20 protein-coding genes are annotated in these 16,668 nt (G+C 69.8%); 11 read left to right on the top strand and 9 right to left on the bottom strand.

Annotated elements, in window-relative coordinates:
• Window positions 1-7: 7 nt before the first annotated feature.
• The 8 genes from QFZ53_RS00335 to QFZ53_RS00300 are packed head-to-tail and all read left to right on the top strand — an operon-like array spanning window position 8 to window position 8,268.
• Window positions 8-979 carry an ABC transporter permease gene (locus QFZ53_RS00335; protein WP_307292343.1) on the top strand — a complete coding sequence of 324 codons (972 nt, stop codon included), beginning with the start codon at window positions 8-10 and terminating at the stop codon, window positions 977-979.
• Window positions 976-1,863 carry an ABC transporter permease gene (locus QFZ53_RS00330; protein WP_307292341.1) on the top strand — a complete coding sequence of 296 codons (888 nt, stop codon included), beginning with the start codon at window positions 976-978 and terminating at the stop codon, window positions 1,861-1,863. The genes QFZ53_RS00335 and QFZ53_RS00330 overlap by 4 nt, the downstream gene beginning before the upstream one ends.
• On the top strand, window positions 1,860-2,765 hold the full coding sequence (gene murQ, locus QFZ53_RS00325) for an N-acetylmuramic acid 6-phosphate etherase (protein ID WP_307292340.1): 906 nt from the start codon (window positions 1,860-1,862) through the stop codon (window positions 2,763-2,765). The genes QFZ53_RS00330 and murQ overlap by 4 nt, the downstream gene beginning before the upstream one ends.
• The gene (locus QFZ53_RS00320; protein ID WP_307292337.1) at window positions 2,765-3,937 is read left to right on the top strand and encodes an anhydro-N-acetylmuramic acid kinase; all 1,173 of its coding nucleotides are present in this window, start codon (window positions 2,765-2,767) and stop codon (window positions 3,935-3,937) included. The genes murQ and QFZ53_RS00320 overlap by 1 nt, the downstream gene beginning before the upstream one ends.
• Window positions 3,934-4,422, top strand: a complete 489-nt coding sequence (locus tag QFZ53_RS00315; protein ID WP_292905070.1) for a GNAT family N-acetyltransferase — start codon at window positions 3,934-3,936, stop codon at window positions 4,420-4,422. Before QFZ53_RS00320 ends, QFZ53_RS00315 begins: the two co-directional genes overlap by 4 nt.
• Window positions 4,419-5,561, top strand: a complete 1,143-nt coding sequence (locus QFZ53_RS00310; RefSeq protein WP_307292333.1) for a mandelate racemase/muconate lactonizing enzyme family protein — start codon at window positions 4,419-4,421, stop codon at window positions 5,559-5,561. The genes QFZ53_RS00315 and QFZ53_RS00310 overlap by 4 nt, the downstream gene beginning before the upstream one ends.
• Entirely contained in the window at window positions 5,558-6,646 is a 1,089-nt protein-coding gene (locus tag QFZ53_RS00305; RefSeq protein ID WP_307292330.1) for a serine hydrolase domain-containing protein, read from the top strand. Before QFZ53_RS00310 ends, QFZ53_RS00305 begins: the two co-directional genes overlap by 4 nt.
• Complete coding sequence (locus QFZ53_RS00300) at window positions 6,643-8,268, top strand: ABC transporter ATP-binding protein (protein WP_307292327.1); 1,626 nt, start codon at window positions 6,643-6,645, stop codon at window positions 8,266-8,268. The genes QFZ53_RS00305 and QFZ53_RS00300 overlap by 4 nt, the downstream gene beginning before the upstream one ends.
• Window positions 8,269-8,270: 2 nt before the next feature.
• Here QFZ53_RS00300 and QFZ53_RS00295 read toward each other — a convergent pair whose 3' ends face one another.
• The 7 genes from QFZ53_RS00295 to QFZ53_RS00265 all read right to left on the bottom strand — a co-directional run bounded on the left by QFZ53_RS00295 (window position 8,271) and on the right by QFZ53_RS00265 (window position 12,855).
• Window positions 8,271-8,441 carry a hypothetical protein gene (locus tag QFZ53_RS00295; protein WP_307292324.1) on the bottom strand — a complete coding sequence of 57 codons (171 nt, stop codon included), beginning with the start codon at window positions 8,439-8,441 and terminating at the stop codon, window positions 8,271-8,273.
• Entirely contained in the window at window positions 8,438-9,007 is a 570-nt protein-coding gene (locus QFZ53_RS00290) for a YdeI/OmpD-associated family protein (RefSeq protein WP_307292322.1), read from the bottom strand. Before QFZ53_RS00290 ends, QFZ53_RS00295 begins: the two co-directional genes overlap by 4 nt.
• A 3-nt stretch (window positions 9,008-9,010) precedes the next feature.
• The gene (locus tag QFZ53_RS00285) at window positions 9,011-9,823 is read right to left on the bottom strand and encodes an HAD-IIA family hydrolase (protein ID WP_045257075.1); all 813 of its coding nucleotides are present in this window, start codon (window positions 9,821-9,823) and stop codon (window positions 9,011-9,013) included.
• 40 nt (window positions 9,824-9,863) lie between these two features.
• Complete coding sequence (locus tag QFZ53_RS00280; protein WP_292905087.1) at window positions 9,864-10,493, bottom strand: metal-dependent transcriptional regulator; 630 nt, start codon at window positions 10,491-10,493, stop codon at window positions 9,864-9,866.
• Window positions 10,494-10,502: 9 nt separating this feature from the next.
• The gene (locus tag QFZ53_RS00275; RefSeq protein ID WP_292905089.1) at window positions 10,503-10,796 is read right to left on the bottom strand and encodes a hypothetical protein; all 294 of its coding nucleotides are present in this window, start codon (window positions 10,794-10,796) and stop codon (window positions 10,503-10,505) included.
• A 70-nt stretch (window positions 10,797-10,866) separates the two neighbouring features.
• Complete coding sequence (locus tag QFZ53_RS00270; protein ID WP_307292315.1) at window positions 10,867-11,502, bottom strand: hypothetical protein; 636 nt, start codon at window positions 11,500-11,502, stop codon at window positions 10,867-10,869.
• Between the two features lie 60 nt (window positions 11,503-11,562).
• Window positions 11,563-12,855 (bottom strand): Nramp family divalent metal transporter, encoded by a 1,293-nt coding sequence (locus tag QFZ53_RS00265; RefSeq protein WP_307292312.1) that lies wholly within the window; start codon window positions 12,853-12,855, stop codon window positions 11,563-11,565.
• Between the two features lie 103 nt (window positions 12,856-12,958).
• Here QFZ53_RS00265 and QFZ53_RS00260 point away from each other — a divergent pair, with 103 nt between their 5' ends.
• From QFZ53_RS00260 to QFZ53_RS00250, 3 genes are read left to right on the top strand one after another with little or no spacing between them, the layout of a single operon-like run.
• Window positions 12,959-13,381 carry a hypothetical protein gene (locus QFZ53_RS00260; protein ID WP_307292310.1) on the top strand — a complete coding sequence of 141 codons (423 nt, stop codon included), beginning with the start codon at window positions 12,959-12,961 and terminating at the stop codon, window positions 13,379-13,381.
• 35 nt (window positions 13,382-13,416) lie between these two features.
• Window positions 13,417-14,058: a TrmH family RNA methyltransferase gene (locus QFZ53_RS00255; protein ID WP_307292308.1), complete on the top strand. Its 642-nt coding sequence runs from the start codon at window positions 13,417-13,419 to the stop codon at window positions 14,056-14,058.
• On the top strand, window positions 14,055-14,462 hold the full coding sequence (locus tag QFZ53_RS00250; RefSeq protein ID WP_307292305.1) for a hypothetical protein: 408 nt from the start codon (window positions 14,055-14,057) through the stop codon (window positions 14,460-14,462). The genes QFZ53_RS00255 and QFZ53_RS00250 overlap by 4 nt, the downstream gene beginning before the upstream one ends.
• 6 nt (window positions 14,463-14,468) lie before the next feature.
• Here QFZ53_RS00250 and QFZ53_RS00245 read toward each other — a convergent pair whose 3' ends face one another.
• Together QFZ53_RS00245 and QFZ53_RS00240 are read right to left on the bottom strand one after the other, a co-directional pair.
• The gene (locus QFZ53_RS00245) at window positions 14,469-15,329 is read right to left on the bottom strand and encodes a hypothetical protein (RefSeq protein ID WP_307292302.1); all 861 of its coding nucleotides are present in this window, start codon (window positions 15,327-15,329) and stop codon (window positions 14,469-14,471) included.
• Complete coding sequence (locus tag QFZ53_RS00240; RefSeq protein ID WP_307292300.1) at window positions 15,326-16,636, bottom strand: MATE family efflux transporter; 1,311 nt, start codon at window positions 16,634-16,636, stop codon at window positions 15,326-15,328. The genes QFZ53_RS00245 and QFZ53_RS00240 overlap by 4 nt, the downstream gene beginning before the upstream one ends.
• Between the last annotated feature and the right edge of the window lie 32 nt (window positions 16,637-16,668).

Raw genomic sequence — 16,668 nt, 5'->3', positions numbered from 1 at the left:
CCCGCCCATGTTCAGACAGCTCCTCCGCAACAGCGTGCTGCGCCGCATCCTCGCAGCCCTCGGCACGCTCCTCGGCGTCGCCGTGTTCGTCTTCCTGATGCTGCGCGCCATCCCCGGCGACCAGATCAGTTCCGGCCTCGGCACGGAGGCCGCGGCCCTGACGCCGGCTCAGCGCGCCGCCCTCGAGGCGTACTACGGCCTCGATCAGCCGCTCTTCGTGCAGTTCTTCTCATGGCTCGGCAACATCTTCACCGGCAACCTCGGCTTCTCCTCCCGTGCGCAGACCAGCGTGCTCGACCTCACCGCGGCGGCGCTGCCCGTCACGTTCGAGCTCGCGATCTTCTCCATCGTCATCGCCCTCCTGATCGGCATCCCGCTCGGAATGCTCTCAGCGTCCAAGCCCGACTCGATCAGAGACGGCGCCGGCCAGATCGTGGGCCTCGCGGGCCTGTCGATTCCGGCCTTCCTGCTCGGGACCGCGCTGCTCGCGGTGCTCGCCTCGTCGTTCGGGTTCAATCCCAACGGCCAGGGATTCGCGCACTTCTTCCAGGACCCCGTCCTCAACCTGCAGCAGATGCTGCTGCCCTCGCTCGTCCTCGGCTTCGGGATCGCCGCCCCCATCATGCGCACCACGCGCACGGCCGTGCTCGAGATCCGCGCCAACGACTTCATCCGCACCGCACGCGCCAAGGGCGTGCCGCCGCGCCGGCTGCAGTTGCGCCACGTGCTCGGCAACGCCCTGGTTCCGATCGTCACGATGACGGGTCTGCAGTTCGGCTATCTGCTGGGCGGGGCCGTCGTCGTCGAGCAGATCTTCTCCCTCCCGGGCATCGGACGCCAGGTCCTGCTCGGCATCCAGCAGAAGGAGTATGCGCTGGTGCAGAGCACCGTGCTCGTCATCGCGCTCGCCTTCGTCATCGTCAACCTGCTCACCGACCTGCTCTACCGGGTCATCGATCCCCGGGTGCGTGCCGTATGACCGACATCTCGCAGACCCCGACTCTCGCCCCCGGCGGCGGCAGGACCATCGAGCGCGTGCGGCTGCTGCTGCGCAGCCGGAGCGGGCTCGCCGGGCTCGTCATCGTCGTGCTGCTCGCCGCGCTCAGCCTCGTCTCCGCTTTCGGGATGCTGCCGTTCGACCCGCTTGCGCAGGATCCGCCGTCACGGATGCAGGCTCCGAACGGCGCGCACTGGTTCGGCACCGATCAGTTCGGTCGCGACGTCTTCGCCCGCGTCGCGGCAGGCGTCGCGAACTCCGCCCTCATCTCCGTGGTCGCCGTCGCCTTCGCGACCGTCGTCGGCACGGTGTGCGGCCTCGTCGCCGGGTTCTACCGGGGCGTCTCCGACGGCGCCATCACCGCGGTGACGAACGTGCTGTTCGCCTTCCCGCCGCTGCTGCTCGCGCTGTCCCTGGCCTCTGTGTTCGACCGCAACTGGTTCACGATCGCGGTGGCCATCGCGATCGTCTACGTGCCGATCTTCATCCGCGTCACCCGTGGACCGGTGCTCTCGCTGCGCGAGGTCGAGTACGTCAAGGCCGCCAAGAGCACCGGCCAGAGCCGCATGGCGACGATGTTCCGCCACGTGCTGCCCAACATCACGTCGATCATCATCGTGCAGGTCACGCTGTCGCTGTCCTGGGCGGTGCTCACCGAGGCGTCGCTCAGCTTCCTCGGTCTCGGAACGCCGCCGCCCGCGCCGTCACTGGGGTCGATGATCTTCGAAGCCCGCACGCTCGTGACCATCGCCCCGTGGACCATGATCGCCCCCGGCGTCGTGGTCGTGCTGCTCGTGGTGGGACTCAACCTGCTGGGCGACGGCCTGCGCGACAGTCTCGATCCGCGCAACAGGGGAAGGCGATGACCGTGGAGAATCTGAGCACACTGGTGACCGAAGCCAGCGATCCGCGGTACGCGGATCTCGACCGCATGAGCGTGGCCGAGCTCGCGCAGACCATGAACGACGCTGATGCGACCGTGCCCGCAGCTGTCGGGCGCGCCCTGCCGCAGATCGTGCCGGCGATCGAGGCCGCGGCCGAGCGAATGTCGCGTGGCGGGCGCCTCATCTACGTGGGAGCCGGCACGCCGGGCCGGATCGGCGTTCTCGACGCCTCGGAATGCCCTCCGACCTTCAGCACCCCACCTGAGCTCGTGTTCGCCATCATGGCGGGCGGTACCGGCGCGATCGTGAATCCGGTGGAGGGCGCGGAGGACGACGCGGATGCCGGCGCCGCCGCCGTCGACCAGGCGGCGATCGGTCCGCTCGACACCGTGATCGGGATCGCTTCCAGCGGGCGTACGCCCTTCGTGGTCGCCGCGGTGCGCCGAGCCCGCGAGCGCGGGGCACTGACCGTCGGGCTGTCGTGCAACGTCGCAACCGAGCTCAGCGCCGCTGCCGATCACGGCATCGAGGTCGAGGTCGGGCCCGAGGTGCTCACCGGCTCGACCCGTCTGAAGTCGGGCACCGCGCAGAAGCTCGTGCTCAACATGTTCTCGACCATCGTCATGGTGCGCCAGGGCAAGGTCTACGGCAACCTCATGGTCGATGTGAAGGCCACCAACCACAAGCTGCGCGAGCGCGCGATCCGGATGGTGCGGACGATCGCCGATGTCGAGCGCGAGGAGGCGGTCCACGCGCTCGACGAGGCGGGGTACGACGTCAAGGTCGCTGCCATCATGCTCCGCCGCGGCGAAGACCTCGCCGCGGCGACCGCACGACTCACGTCAGCCGAGGGTCGGCTGCGCACCGCACTGGAGGAGGACTGATGCGCGTTCTCGGGCTCATCTCGGGCACATCGCACGACGGGATCGACGCGGCAGTCGTCGACTTCATCGAAGAAGACGGACAGCTCACCGGCGCGGTGCTCGCCGCGACCAGCGTGCCCTACGCCCCCGAGCTGCGGGCGCGGCTGATCGCTGCGCTCCCACCTGCGCAGACCACGCTCGCCGAGGTCTGCGAGCTCGACACGCTCATCGGCCAGGCGTTCGCCGAGGTCGCAGCAGACGTGGCGGCGCAGGCCGGCGGCGTGGATGCGGTGTGCTCGCACGGCCAGACCGTCTATCACTGGGTCGACGGCGCGCACGCACTCGGGACCCTGCAGATCGGCCAGCCGGCGTGGATCGCCGAACGGGTCGGCGCGCCGGTCGTCTCAGACATCCGCATCCGCGACATCACGGCGGGCGGCCACGGCGCGCCGCTCGTGTCGTTCCTCGACGAGCTGCTGCTGCGCTCCCATGCGGGCACCGCGGCGGCCCTCAACCTCGGCGGCATCTCGAACATGACGGTGGTCGGGCCCGGCGGCCTCATCGCCTACGACATCGGCCCCGCCAACGCGCTGGTCGACGCCGTGATCGTCGAGCACGAGCTCAACCCGCTCGGCTATGACGACGACGCCGGCATCGCCCGCACGGGGGCGGTCGACGAGCCTCTGCTCGAGACTCTCCTCGCCGACCCGTACTACGCGCTCACCCCGCCGAAGAGCACGGGCAAGGAGCACTTCCACCTGGGCTACGTGCACGAGCACCTCGCCGCACAGGGACGGGAGATCCCGGTCGCAGATCTCGTGCGCACGCTGACCGAGCTGACGGTGCGCACCGTCGCCCGTGACGTGCGCGCAGCCGGCATCGGCTTCCTCGCGGTCTCCGGGGGAGGATGCCGCAACCCCCTCATCCTCGACGGTCTTCGAGCGGCGCTCCCCGGCACCGAGGTCGTTCTGGCCGACGAGCTGGGCGCGCCCGCCGACAGCAAGGAGGCGATCCTGCTCGCGCTGATCGGCTGGTGCACGCTGCACGGCGTGCCGGCGATCGTCCCCGGGGGCACGGGAGCACGCGAGCCGCGCATCCTCGGCACAATCACGCCGGGCGTCGGGCCCCTTGTGCTGCCGGCGCCCCTGGGCGGCATCGCGGCTCTGACCCTGACGGCGGCATCGGCATCATGACCATCGAGGTGCGCCGCGCGACCCCGGACGACCTGTCCGGGGTGCTCGGCGTGTTCCTCGGATGCTGGCGCGAGAGCTATCGTGGCATCCTCCCGGATGCGGCGATCGAGGCGATGACCGACGAGCGTGCGCGGGCGCTGTGGGCGAGAGTGCTCGCGGACGACGAGGGCGAGGTGCACGTCGCGGAGCGCGAAGGGACGATTCTGGGGCTCACCCGCTTCGCCTGCACGGCGGACCGGGGCGCCGTGCACTCGCTGTACGTGTCGCCGCAGGCGCACGGCGGCGGTGTCGGCCGTCTGCTGCTGACTTCTGCTGTCGAGGCCCTGGTGGCCGCCGGTGCTCGGTCTGCCGTGCTGTGGGTGTTCGCGGCCAACGCTCCTTCGATCGGGTTCTACGAGGCGCAGGGGTGGAGTGCCGACGGCGCCACCAGAACGCAGCCCGAGTTCGGGGAGCCGGAGCAGCGGATGCGCAGGGAGCTGCCATGAGCGTGGTCGACCGTCTGCGCGTGCTGCGCGTGTCGTCTCCGCTCGTGCGCCCGTTCGTGACGAACGTGCGCCGCGTCGACGCGCTCGACGTCGTCCTGATCGAGGCGACCGATTCCGACGGGCGCCGCGGGTGGGGAGAGGCAGCGATCAGCTGGCGGGTCACCGGGGAGAGCCCCGAGAGCGTCGCGGCTGTCGTGGCCGGTCCGTTCGCCGATGTCGTGCTCGGCGCCGGCGTAGAAGATGCCGACCGTCGTCTCGCCGGGGCGGCGTGGGGGAACGCGGCGGCTCGCAGCGCGATGGAATGCGCGCTCGTGGACCTCGCGGCGCAGGCGCGAGGGATCCCGCTGTCCGTCGCGCTGGCCGAGGACGCGTACCCTGCCCCGTCATCCGCGCCGCCCATCCGCATCCGGACCGACATGACGCTGTCTGCCGGCCTGCCCGACGATCTCGCCGTGCAGGCGGCAGCGCACGTCGCGGCCGGATTCCGCTGCCTCAAGACGAAGGTCTCGGCCGACACCGACGCGCTCGCAGGACTTCGCGCGGTCCGCGCCGCGGTGGGCGAGGGGATCGCTCTGCGCGTCGACGCGAATCAGGCGTGGGATGCGGCGACGGCGATCGCCGTCATCCGCTCTTGCGAGGACGCCGGCCTCGGGCTCGATCTCGTCGAGCAGCCGGTGCCGGCCGGCGACCTCGACGGTCTCGCTCGTGTCGTCGCGGCCGTCGAGACACCGATCATGGCCGACGAATCCGTGCGGACCGCGGCCGATGTGCGCGCCATCGCCGAACGGGGTGCGGCACACATCGTCAACATCAAGCTCGCCAAGACCGGTGGCCCAGCAGAGGCGAGACGCGCGGCGCTCACCGCACGCGAGCACGGACTCGACGTCGTCTTCGGCTGCATGATGGAGTCCGCGGTGGGCGTGACCGCGGCAGCTCACCTCGCGGCCGCGCTCTCGCCCGAAGGGATCCACGATCTCGACGCCGCGCTCTGGCTGCGGGGCTCTCCGGTCGTCGGCGGCATCCGCTCCGCCGCAGATCAGCTCGTGCTCGGCGACGTCGTGGGGATCGGCGTCGCCGGGCTCGACTCCGACGTCGACGCCGATGTGCTCGTCGACATCCGCGCGGGGGTGCGCGTATGAGCGCCGCAGATGCCGTCGAGGTCGTTCTCGCACACCCGTCGGCTCCCCTCGGCGCGGTCGCCGGGATCGCCTCCGCGCACGAGAACTCCGTGTCAGCGGGCGGATCGGCCTCGCTCGACGGCAGGACCGTGACGACCGAGACGGCGTTCGACCTGGCCTCGGTGACCAAGGTCGCGGCGACGACGACGATGATCCTTCGCCTCGTCGCCCAGGGCGCCCTCGCCCTCGATGACACCGTGGCGCGTGTTCTGCCCGGCACCTCGTGCGCGCCCGAGACCACGATGCGCGACCTCTTGCAGCACCGGGCCGGGCTGTGGGAATGGCAGCCGCTCTATCTGTTCGACGATGCTGCGTCTTCGACGATCGACGCGCTCCCTCTGAGATACCCGCCAGGGTGCGAGCGCCACTACTCCGACCTCGGCTTCATGCTGCTGGGCCGCATCGTCGCCCGGGTCGTGGGCACCTCGCTCGACGCCGCCTTCGAGTCGCTGGTCGCGAAGCCCCTGGGCCTCAGCCGCACGGGCTTCGGGTCTGCGGTCGGACCCGTCGCAGCCAGCGCCCTCGGAGACGCCGCGGAACGCCGGATGGTCGAGACCGGGAAGCCCTATCCGGTGCTGACGCCGCGCCGCGACTTCCCCTGGCGCGAGCATGAGATCGTCGGCGTCGTCGATGACGGCAACTGCGCACACGCGTTCGACGGTGTCGCCGGCCACGCCGGGCTGTTCTCGACCGCCGGCGACCTGCTCGTGCTGGGCTCCGCCCTCGCTCGTCCGCACGAGCATCCGGAGCTCTGGTCGGTCGAGTCCATTGCGGAGTTCTTCCGTGACGGCCCCGACCCCGGGCAGGCGCTGGGCTGGCGCAGCGACCGCGTGCACATCGACGGTCGGCCAGAGCGGATGCTGTGGCATCCGGGCTTCACGGGGTGCGCCTTCGGCGTCATCCCCGGCGCCGGCGCGTCGATCGTGCTGCTCACCAACCGCCTCTTCGCCGCCGACCCCGTGACGACCGAGGTCCTGTGGCGTGCGGCCCTCCCTGAGATCCTCGGCCCGCAGGGCCGCCCCGACGAAGGAACGAGAACACCATGACCACCGATCCCGTCCTGAGCATCAGCGGCCTCGCTGTCGCCTTCCGCACCGGCGGAGAGCTCGTCACCGCGATCAGCGACATCAGCATCGACGTCGCCGCGGGTGAGACGGTCGCGATCGTCGGCGAATCCGGGTCCGGCAAGTCGACCACCGCAGCGGCGGTCAACCGACTGCTGCCGGAGAACGGCGTGATCACGGCGGGTCGCATCCGCTTCGACGGTCGCGAGCTCACTGAGCTCGGCGAGAACGCGATGGTGTCCCTGCGCGGTGCGGGGATCGGCCTCGTCCCGCAGGATCCGATGTCGAACCTGAACCCGCTGATGCGCGTCGGGGCGCAGATCGGCGAGGCTCTCGAGGTGCACGGGCGCACCTCTGGGGCGAAGACGGCGGAGCGGGTCGTCGAGCTGCTCGAGATGGTGGGCATCTCCGACGCCGCGAACCGTGCCCGCCAGTACCCGCACGAGTTCTCCGGAGGCATGCGTCAGCGCGTGCTGATCGCGATGGGGCTCGCCTGCCGCCCGAAGCTCCTGATCGCGGATGAGCCCACCTCCGCCCTCGACGTCACAGTGCAGCGCCGGATCCTCGACCAGCTCGACGAGCTGACCGGCGAACTCGGCACCGCCGTGTTCCTGATCACGCACGATCTCGCGCTCGCCGCGGAGCGCGCCGACCGGATCGTCGTGATGTTCCGCGGCAGGATCGTCGAAGAGGGGACCTCGGAGGAGGTGCTCGGCAATCCCCGGCACGAGTACACGAAGCAGCTCATCGCCGCAGCTCCCAGCCTCGCGTCGCGACGCGATCAGCGCGAGCGGCCGGAGCGGCACGACGCGACGCCGTTCGTCGAGGTGCGGGATCTGCGCAAGGAGTTCGCGCTGCGGTCGCCCAAGGCGGGAGAGCCCCAGACGTTCACCGCGGTCGACGGCGTGAGCTTCACGATCGCACGTGGGACGACCGTCTCGATCGTCGGGGAGTCAGGATCGGGCAAGTCCACCACGGCGAACATGGTGCTCGGTCTCGAGGATGCCACTTCGGGGTCGATCCTGTTCGACGGCGTCGACCTCACCGGCCTTCGCCGTCGGGAGCTGTTCGCCCTGCGCCGCAGAGCGCAGCCCGTGTTCCAGAACCCGTACGCATCGCTCGACCCGCGCTACACCGTCGCGGAGTCTATCGCCGAGCCCTTGCGGGTGCACCGCGTCGGCACGGCGGAGAGCCGGCGCGCACGCGTGCGTGAGCTCCTCGAACAGGTCGCACTGCCCGCCGCCATGGCTGAGCGGCTGCCGCACGAGCTGTCGGGCGGTCAGCGTCAGCGGGTCGCGATCGCTCGGGCCCTCGCGCTGGAGCCGGAGCTGGTCGTGCTCGACGAGGCCGTCTCGGCGCTGGACGTGCTGGTGCAGGCGCAGATCCTCGAGCTCCTGGGCGAGCTGCAGTCGCGTCTCGGGCTGAGTTATCTGTTCATCAGCCACGACCTCGCGGTCGTGCGGATGATCTCCGACGAGGTGCACGTGATGCAGCGCGGAGTCATCGTCGAGAGCGGCACGCCGGAGCGGCTCTTCGACGACCCGCAGCACCCCTACACGCGCGAGCTGCTCGCCGCGATCCCGGGGGCGTCGCTGGCGTCATGACCTCAGGGGCGTCGGTCGTCGTCGTCCCAGGGGCCTTCCCACCAGCCGGCGCGACCGTCGGACTCGTCTCCGCGGCCGCGACGGCGTGAGCTCGCGAATCGCGCGATCATCACGATGAGCGAGGTCACGAGGCTCAGCGTGACGACGAGGAACAGCAGGTCGTTCTGACTCATGGGCGTCTGTTCTCCGCCGCATCCGCCACGATCTTCGCGATGCGCGCCGCTCGGGTCTCGGGGCGCTTGGCCATCGCGATGTTCGTGAGCCCGAGCTTCCTGACCGACTTCGGGAAGGCGTCCCAGTTCGCGCGCGCCGCGGGCAGGGCGTCGAGCGCCTGCGTGAACTCGGGTGGCTCGATCCCGGCCTCCGGGCCGTCGAGAACCTCCCAGGCTCCGTTGGCCTTGGCGACGTCGAGCGCACGGATGCCGGCCGGCGCCAGCAGCCCCGCGGCCTCGAGCTCGGCGATGCGCGCCTTGTTGGTCGCGGCCCAGCCGCTCGACGGGCGCCGAGGAGAGAACCACTGCCCGACCGTCTGATCGTCGAAGGTGCGCACAGGGCCGTCGATCCAGCCGAAGCAGAGCGCGTGGCGCACGGCGTCTTCATAGCCGACGCCGGCGTTCGTGTTGCCGCGCACGCTCAGCAGCCACACACCCGCGGTGCGTGCGTGGTTCTCGTCGAGCCAGGCGCGCCAGGCCGCGGCATCCGCTGCCCGTACTCGCTCACCCTCATCGAGAACGCCCACTCGTCACTTCTTCGTCTTGACCGTCGGGATGGTCTCGGTGATGCGGGGAAGCAGATCGGCGACCGACTGCACGATCTCGTCGGGGCGGAACGGGTACTTCTCGATCTCGGCCTGATCGCTGATGCCCGTGAGTACGAGCACCGTGTGCAGGCCCGCTTCGATTCCGGCGACGACATCGGTGTCCATGCGGTCGCCGATCATGCCGGTGCGCTTGGAGTGCGCGCCGATCTTGTTCAGGGCCGAGCGGAACATCATCGGGTTGGGCTTGCCGACGACGTACGGCTCCTTGCCGGTGGCCTTCGTGATGAGCGCGGCGATCGCGCCGGTCGCGGGGAGCGGTCCGTCGGCGCTCGGGCCGGTGGCGTCGGGGTTCGTGACGATGAAACGCGCGCCGTCGTTGATGAGCCTGATCGCCTTGGTGATCGCCTCGAACGAGTAGTTGCGCGTCTCGCCGACGACCACGAAGTCGGGGTTCGTCTCGGTCATGATGAACCCGGCGTCGTGCAGGGCGGTGAGGATTCCGGCCTCGCCGATCACGAACGCCGAGCCGCCGGGCAGCTGCTGCTTCAGGAAGTCGGCGGTCGCGAGCGCCGAAGTCCAGATGCGGTCCTCCGGCACGTGCAGTCCGCTCGTGCGCAGGCGCGCGGAGAGGTCGCGGGCGGTGAAGATCGAGTTGTTCGTGAGCACCAGGTAGGGGATGCCGGAGCTCTCCCAGCCGGCGAGCAGTTCGGACGCCCCGGGGATGGCGTCGTTCTCGTGGACGAGCACGCCGTCCATGTCGGTGAGCCAGCATTCGATGTCGTCGCGTTGTGCCATGTGCACAGCCTAGAGGGCGAGGATGACGCGGAGCAGGCCGTCAGGCGCTGAGCCAGATCACCTCGGCGGCGTCGCCCACCGCGACGGGCGCCCCGTCGACCACGATCCCGTCGGCGGTCACCGTCACCTCGGCGCCCACCGCGACTCCGGCGGCCTCGATCACGCGGAGGACCTCGGGGTCCTGATCGCTCACCCGGAGCACGCGTCCGACGTGACCCACGGCGGCCTCGGCGAGCAGCACGAAGGGCTCGCGATCGACCTGGCCCGCGGAATCCGGAATCGCGTCCCCATGCGGGTCGAAACGCGGCCGACCGAGCCGGGCGTCGATGCCTTCGAGCAGTCGGTCGCTGATCGTGTGCTCGAGCACCTCGGCCTCGTCGTGGACCTCGTCCCAGCCGTAGTCGAACTCGCGCACGAGCCAGGTCTCGATCAGTCGATGCCGGCGGATGATCGCGAGAGCGCGCTCGGCGCCGGCATCCGTCAATCGCACCGCCCCGTACGGGACGTGCGAGACCAATCCTGCTGCGGCGAGCTTCTTGACCATCTCTGTCACGCTCGACGGCGCGATGCCGAGCTTCGCGGCGAGCACCGAGGGGGTGATCGGCGCGTCCTGCCACTCGGTGTGGGCGTAGACGGTCTTGAGGTAGTCGTCAGCTGCGGGGGATGCCACGGGTCCAGCCTAGGGATTCGCGACATCGACGAGGAGGCCGAAGGCGACTTGGCCGGCGAAGAACACGACGAGGAAGCCGAGCAGCGCCGCCGCGAGCGACAGTCGCCCGTCGAAGCCCTCGATCTGGGCGATGCCGATCTTCCTGGCGCGGAACGCGAGCACGAGAGTCGCGATGCCGAGGGCGAGCTGCACCCACGGACCGCCCACCGGGAGCACGTTCGGGAACGCGACCAGCAGGCCGCCGATCAGCCCGGTCGCGAGTCCGATCCACGTGAGAAGGCGGACGACGGATGCTGCGGGCATGTGATTCAGCGTATCCTCTCTCGGATCCGAGCCCTCGCCGCCTCCGGAATGAGCAGGGCGGTTTGCGCGGTCAGAAGTGCATCTGTTTCAGAGTGCCGTACTTGATGAGGAGCTCCTCGAGCGCGGGGTGCCCGTCGGGGTGGTCGAAACGGATGGTCTTCCCGGTGCCGTCGCCGAGGACGATGTCCGAGCCGTTGGAGAAGAGCAGCGCAGACCATTGTGCCGACCACACGACCGCATTGCGATCGTCGGATGCCGTCACGCCGCCCTCGTCGAGTTCGACGGTCGTGATTCTGTCGGTGCCCTTCACCGGGAAGACGGCAGGGAACTCGGTGTTCTCCCACTCGCGGAAGTACGCCGTCAGCCCGATGCGGGCCTGCGGCCAGCCGGCGCGCAGACTCCGGCCGATACGCGAGACATGCACCTCGCGCTCGGCCCACGCGCCCTCGGCATCCACGAGATTCAGCACGAGACTGCCGCCGATCGGGTACGTCTCCCGGAACAGCTCTTCCTGACGCCTGTCGGAGGCATCGAGGTCGCTGCTGGCGAGGAAGGGCTGTTCGCCGATGATCTGCTGCCGGACGGTGAAGGTCCGCTGTGTCGCGGCCTTCTTGCGGCGTGAGCTCAGTACGCCGAAGAAGACGATGCCGATGAGCACGAGCACGCCGGCACCGAGAAAGATCAGGATTCCCAGGTCATCATCCACAGACGAAGAATAGCGGAGCACTGAATAGGCGTTCAATCAATGTCCGACGACACCGTCGGATCATCCGGTCGCGAGGAGCCACAGCAGTGCGCCGTTGAGGGCGATCAGGAGGATCGACGCCACGATCCCGGCCGCCGTCGTCCAGATGCGGTTCGCATACGACCCGAGAGTGCGTCGCTGTGCGGTGAGGACCACGAGCGGGATGAGGGCGAAGGGGATGCCGAAGGACAGCGCGACCTGACTGAGCACGAGCGCGAGCGTGGGGTCGACGCCGAGCCCCAGGATGACCAGGGCGGGGATCAGGGTCACGAGGCGTCGGGCCAGCAGAGGGATGCGCACGTGCAGCAGCCCGTGCATGATCTCGGCTCCGGCGTAGGCGCCGACCGAGGTCGATGCGAGCCCGGATGCGAGAAGGCCCACGGCGAAGAACGTCGCGACCACGGGGCCGAGACCTGCGGCGAGTGCGGCGTGCGCGCCCTCCAGCGAGTCGGTGCCCTCCACGCCGGCGAGGTTCGCGGCGGCGAGCAGCAGGATGCACAGGTTCACCGAGCCGGCGATGATCATCGCGATCGACACGTCCCAGCGGGTCGCCGTCAGCAGACGCCGGATGCGCGAGGGCTCCGTGCGCACGGCCTCGGCGGCGGCATCTACCTTCTGCCCTCTCGCCCCAGACGAGCCGAACCGGTCGCGGGCGAGCGAGGAATGGGCGTAGATCGCGTGCGGCATGATCGTCGCGCCCAGGATGGATGCCGCGAGCAGCACCGAGCCGGTTCCTTCGAAGCGCGGGACGATTCCGCCGACGACTCCCGCGGGATCCGGCGGCGCGACGAAGACCCCCGCGACGAAGCCGAACGTGATGATCGCCATGAGCGAGATGATCACGAACTCGAAGTGGCGAGGTCCGCGGCGGCTCTGCACTGCGAGGACGATCATCGACACGGCGCCGGTGATGAAGCCGCCCAGCAGCAGCGGCACGTCGAACAGGAGGTTCAGTGCGACCGCGCCGCCGATCACCTCGGCGAGATCGGTGGCCATCGCGACGAGCTCGGCCTGCAGCCAGTACGCCCGTCGCGCCCAACGGTTGCGCAACCGGGCGCCCAGCACCTCGGGCAGGCTCTGGCCTGTCACGACGCCGAGCTTTGCCGAGAGGTACTGGATGAGCCAGGCCATGATGTTGCCGGCCAGGACGACCCAGACCAGCAGATAGCCGTACTGCGCCCCCGCGGTCATGTTGCTCGCCACGTTGCCCGGATCGAGGTAGGCGACCCCGGCGACGAGCGCGGGGCCGAGCAGCCACAGGCTGCGAGGGGCGACGGCCGGCGGCGCCATGTCGATCACCGAATTTTTAGGCATGCCGAAATCGTAGCGGATTTTTCGGTCCACCTAAATAACGATCGGTCGACGGTTCTCGCTGTCGGCATCCCGCGCGTGCTACACCAGGGAGGGGAGGGGAACCATGTCGCTGACGAGGACGAGCACCGCCTGGTGGGTGCTCTTGTTGCTGGCCGTGCTGAGTGTCTTCCCTGTGGCCGCGGCCACCATCTCGCAGGGGACGGATGCCGGAGCCGACGTGATGGACTCCTGCTGGGCGAGCGACCTGCCCGACGGGGTGGAACCCCACGACAACACGCTGCGCACCGTCGAGATCACGTTCATCCCGGCGGGTCGCCTGTGCGACTGGGAGGCGGGGGACACGCAGACCGGCTGGCCCACGACCATCGCCGCACTGATCGGGAGCATCATCGCCGTCGTGGTCACCGCCTTCGCGCTGCGTTTCGGCGGAGCGGCCAGACGGGTCGTCACGCTGCTGCCGCTCGTCGCCATCGCGGTGCTGTGGTTCGTGATGTGGTCGAGCACGCTCTACGTGATCATCGACTGACCGGCACCCGTGTCGGCCGCGGATACGCTGGCCTGATGGACGACGCGCAGGCGGGCTCAGCGACCCAGGACTCGGCACAGCCGGGATACGGCGTCGGACCCTGGCCAGGGGAGTGGCCCGAAGAAGAGCACTACGACCCGGAGCTCCTCGCCCACGGCGACACCCGCAACGTGATCGATCGCTACCGGTACTGGCGCATGGAGGCGATCGTCGCCGATCTCGATCTGCAGCGGCATCCGTTCCACGTCGCGATCGAGAACTGGCAGCACGACATGAACATCGGTTCGATCGTGCGCAGCGCCAACGCGTTCCTCGCCGACACCGTGCACATCATCGGGCGGCGTCGCTGGAACAAGCGCGGGGCCATGGTCACCGACCGCTACCAGCACGTCGTGCATCACGAGACGGTCGAGGACTTCGCCGCGTGGGCGGCGGATGCCGGCATCCCGGTCATCGCGGTCGACAACGTCGACGGGGCGGTGCCGGTCGACCGCGCCGAACTCCCCGAGAGCTGTGTTCTGCTGTTCGGCCAGGAGGGGCCAGGGCTCTCCGCCGAGGCGCTCGCCGCGGCATCCGCCCATGTCGAGATCACGCAGTACGGCTCGACCCGATCGATCAACGCGAGCGCGGCCGCCGCCGTGATCATGTACGAGTGGTGCCGGAGGTACGCCGTATGAACGTCGCCCTGAGACTCGCCGCGCTGCCGGTGGTCGCCCTCGCGCTCGCCGGGTGCACCGCCGTGACCGATGCCGCCCCCTCGCCGGAGCCGACCGCGGTCGTGACGCCGTACACGCCGGCTCCCGAGCCGACCCAGGAGCCGCTCGCCGACGTCGAGGTCGCGCTCGCTACCCAGGTGCGCGATGCGGCTGTCGACGACCTGAATCGGTGGACGGATCGGGAGATCATCGGCGTCGGCTGGTACATCTGCGAGCAGTTCGATCTCGGTGTGAGCGGCTTCGAACTCGAGGATGGACTCAAGCAGACTCGATTCAACGACGCGATGGTGGCGGCCTTCATGGAGCCATCCGTTTCTGCGCTGTGCCCGGAGCATGTCGACAAACTCGACGACGGCACGGTCTGAACGGACTCAGCCCAGCCTGGCCTCGACGTTGAGGTCTCGACCCACCGTGACGCGCAGACCGTGCAGGCGGACCGCCGAGCCGGAGCGCGAGTCGTTGAGATCGAGAGTGCGGCCGACTTGCGCACGTATCGCTTTGCGAGCGGCGCGCAGCGCGAGCGCCACGATCGGGTTGCGGCTGCCGACCTCGAGTTCGTGCACCGTGACGACCGCGTCCGGGCTGATTCGCAGTCGTACCTTCGCCCGCGCCGAAGCGCTGAGCAGTCTCCATCGCACGCGGACCCGGGCGGAGAGACGGATGCCGTCGGCTCCGTCCTGATCGAGGTCGACCCGGACGGAACGGATGACGAGACCCTCTGCGGCGAGAGCGGCGCGAGTCACACGCTCGAGCAGGGGGCCCACATCGGAACTGCGGATCGACGCGGAGAGCGCACCGCGCATCCCTTCGCCGTCGTCACGGAGTTCGGCGCCGAGCGCTGTCTCCGGCCGGGCCGAGTCGGTCGGCCGCGCATACTCGAGCCAGTCGATGGGTGCGTCGAGGAGTTCGATGTCGATCGTGAGCGGGATCTCGTCGATCCGCACCGGCGCGGCGATCAGCCGCACCCTGCGTGCGATCCCCGACCGCCGCGACCGGATCTCGGAAGTCGGGGACGATTCCGTCACGCCGCCTGTCGCGGCCGTCGCCGAGGGCTGTGGCCTCAGTCGAAGAGCCGCGCCGCTCGCATCGATCGTCAGATGCTCGAGGTCGTCGCCGCGGAGGTCGGCCGCGACCCGGACGTCGTCGAGGCCGTCGAAAACGTCGGCCGAAGCGGCGAGCTCATCGCGAATCCGGCGGATGACGGCATCCGCGTCTTCCGGCCAGGCGCTCATGCGTCCACCGAGATCCACCGACCCGAGCGCACCCGCCAGCCCAGCGTGCCGAGGCGCGCCAGGAGGTAGATGCCGAAGAAGGCGACGGCGAGCCAGATGAGGCCTGCCGCCCCGTCGACGTCGGTGGCCGCGATGATCCACAACGCGGGCAGGAACGGCACCAGGTTGATGCCGCCGGCGACCGCGAGATACTTCGCGTCGTTCGCCCCCATCAGCACGCCGTCGAGAACGAAGACGACGCCGGCGATGGGCTGGGCGACCGCGAGCACGATCAGTGCGGGCTGCACGAGAGCGGCTACTGCGGCGTCTCCGGTGAAGACGATGCCGAGGACTCCCGACAGCGCCCCGATCAGAGCGCCGACGATCACGCCGAACCAGGCGCCCCACGCGACTGTTCGCGCCAGCACACGATGCACCTGAATCTCATCCCCTGCGCCGAGCTCCTTGCCGATCAGCGCCTGGGCGGCGATCGCGAGAGCATCGAGGGCGAAGGCCGCGGCCGAGAAGATCGTGAAGACGATCTGCCATCCGGCGAGCTCGGTCGTGCCGATCCCGGTCGCGATGCCGACGGTCGCGAGCAGGGCCACGCGCAGGCTCACGGTGCGCAGGAACAGCCAGCCGCCCGACCGCGCTGTGCTGCGGATGCCGCGGCCGTGCGCGCGCAGGGAGGCGCTGTGCTTCGCGGCGAGCCGCTGCACGACCAGCACGTACGCGGCGACCATGCCCCATTGGGCGGTGACCGTGCCGGCGGCCGAGCCTGCGATGCCCCAGCCGAGTCCGTAGATGAAGACGTAGTTGAGCAGAGCGTTGGCGCCGAAGCCGAGACCGGCGATCCACAGCGGCGTCATGGTGTCCTGCATGCCGCGCAGCAGCCCGGTCGCAGCGAACACGATGAGCATGGCCGGCAGGCCCCACATCGAGATCACGAGGTAGGCGTTGGCCTCGGCAGCGACGGCGTCGCTCGCGCCGAACAGCGACACGAGCCACGGAGACGCCACGGCTCCGATCACGGCCAGCACGGCGCCGAGCCCGAGCGCGAGCCACATGCCGTTGATGCCGACGCTCACGGCTTCGCCCGGTCGGCCGGCGCCGAACCGTCGCGCGACTGCGGGCGTCGTCGAGTAGGCGAGGAACACCATGAGTCCGACGACCGTCTGCAGCACGGCGCTCGCGATGCCGAGACCGGCGAGCGGTGCGGTGCCGAGGTGCCCGACCAGCGCGGCATCGACGATGAGGAACGCGGGCTCGGCGATCAGCGCGCCCAGTGCGGGCACGGCGAGGCGCAGGATCTCGCGGTTCAGGCTCACCCTCCGAGCCTAGGGGGATGCGGCGACATGGC

Origin of the sequence: Microbacterium natoriense (assembly GCF_030816295.1) — a bacterium.
Taxonomy (GTDB): Bacteria; Actinomycetota; Actinomycetes; order Actinomycetales; family Microbacteriaceae; genus Microbacterium; species Microbacterium natoriense_A.
The sequence above is the reverse complement of the archived record's forward strand: the minus strand, read 5'-3'. Positions and strand labels throughout refer to the sequence as shown.

Excerpts from the sequence above, each read along its gene's own strand:
- QFZ53_RS00335 (WP_307292343.1), top strand. The coding sequence starts at position 8 with ATGTTCAGACAGCTCCTCCGCAACAGCGTGCTGCGCCGCATCCTCGCA.
- QFZ53_RS00330 (WP_307292341.1), top strand. The coding sequence starts at position 976 with ATGACCGACATCTCGCAGACCCCGACTCTCGCCCCCGGCGGCGGCAGG.
- murQ (WP_307292340.1), top strand. The coding sequence starts at position 1,860 with ATGACCGTGGAGAATCTGAGCACACTGGTGACCGAAGCCAGCGATCCG.
- QFZ53_RS00320 (WP_307292337.1), top strand. The coding sequence starts at position 2,765 with ATGCGCGTTCTCGGGCTCATCTCGGGCACATCGCACGACGGGATCGAC.
- QFZ53_RS00315 (WP_292905070.1), top strand. The coding sequence starts at position 3,934 with ATGACCATCGAGGTGCGCCGCGCGACCCCGGACGACCTGTCCGGGGTG.
- QFZ53_RS00310 (WP_307292333.1), top strand. The coding sequence starts at position 4,419 with ATGAGCGTGGTCGACCGTCTGCGCGTGCTGCGCGTGTCGTCTCCGCTC.
- QFZ53_RS00305 (WP_307292330.1), top strand. The coding sequence starts at position 5,558 with ATGAGCGCCGCAGATGCCGTCGAGGTCGTTCTCGCACACCCGTCGGCT.
- QFZ53_RS00300 (WP_307292327.1), top strand. The coding sequence starts at position 6,643 with ATGACCACCGATCCCGTCCTGAGCATCAGCGGCCTCGCTGTCGCCTTC.
- QFZ53_RS00295 (WP_307292324.1), bottom strand. The coding sequence starts at position 8,441 with ATGAGTCAGAACGACCTGCTGTTCCTCGTCGTCACGCTGAGCCTCGTG.
- QFZ53_RS00285 (WP_045257075.1), bottom strand. The coding sequence starts at position 9,823 with ATGGCACAACGCGACGACATCGAATGCTGGCTCACCGACATGGACGGC.
- QFZ53_RS00275 (WP_292905089.1), bottom strand. The coding sequence starts at position 10,796 with ATGCCCGCAGCATCCGTCGTCCGCCTTCTCACGTGGATCGGACTCGCG.
- QFZ53_RS00265 (WP_307292312.1), bottom strand. The coding sequence starts at position 12,855 with ATGCCTAAAAATTCGGTGATCGACATGGCGCCGCCGGCCGTCGCCCCT.
- QFZ53_RS00260 (WP_307292310.1), top strand. The coding sequence starts at position 12,959 with ATGTCGCTGACGAGGACGAGCACCGCCTGGTGGGTGCTCTTGTTGCTG.
- QFZ53_RS00255 (WP_307292308.1), top strand. The coding sequence starts at position 13,417 with ATGGACGACGCGCAGGCGGGCTCAGCGACCCAGGACTCGGCACAGCCG.
- QFZ53_RS00250 (WP_307292305.1), top strand. The coding sequence starts at position 14,055 with ATGAACGTCGCCCTGAGACTCGCCGCGCTGCCGGTGGTCGCCCTCGCG.
- QFZ53_RS00245 (WP_307292302.1), bottom strand. The coding sequence starts at position 15,329 with ATGAGCGCCTGGCCGGAAGACGCGGATGCCGTCATCCGCCGGATTCGC.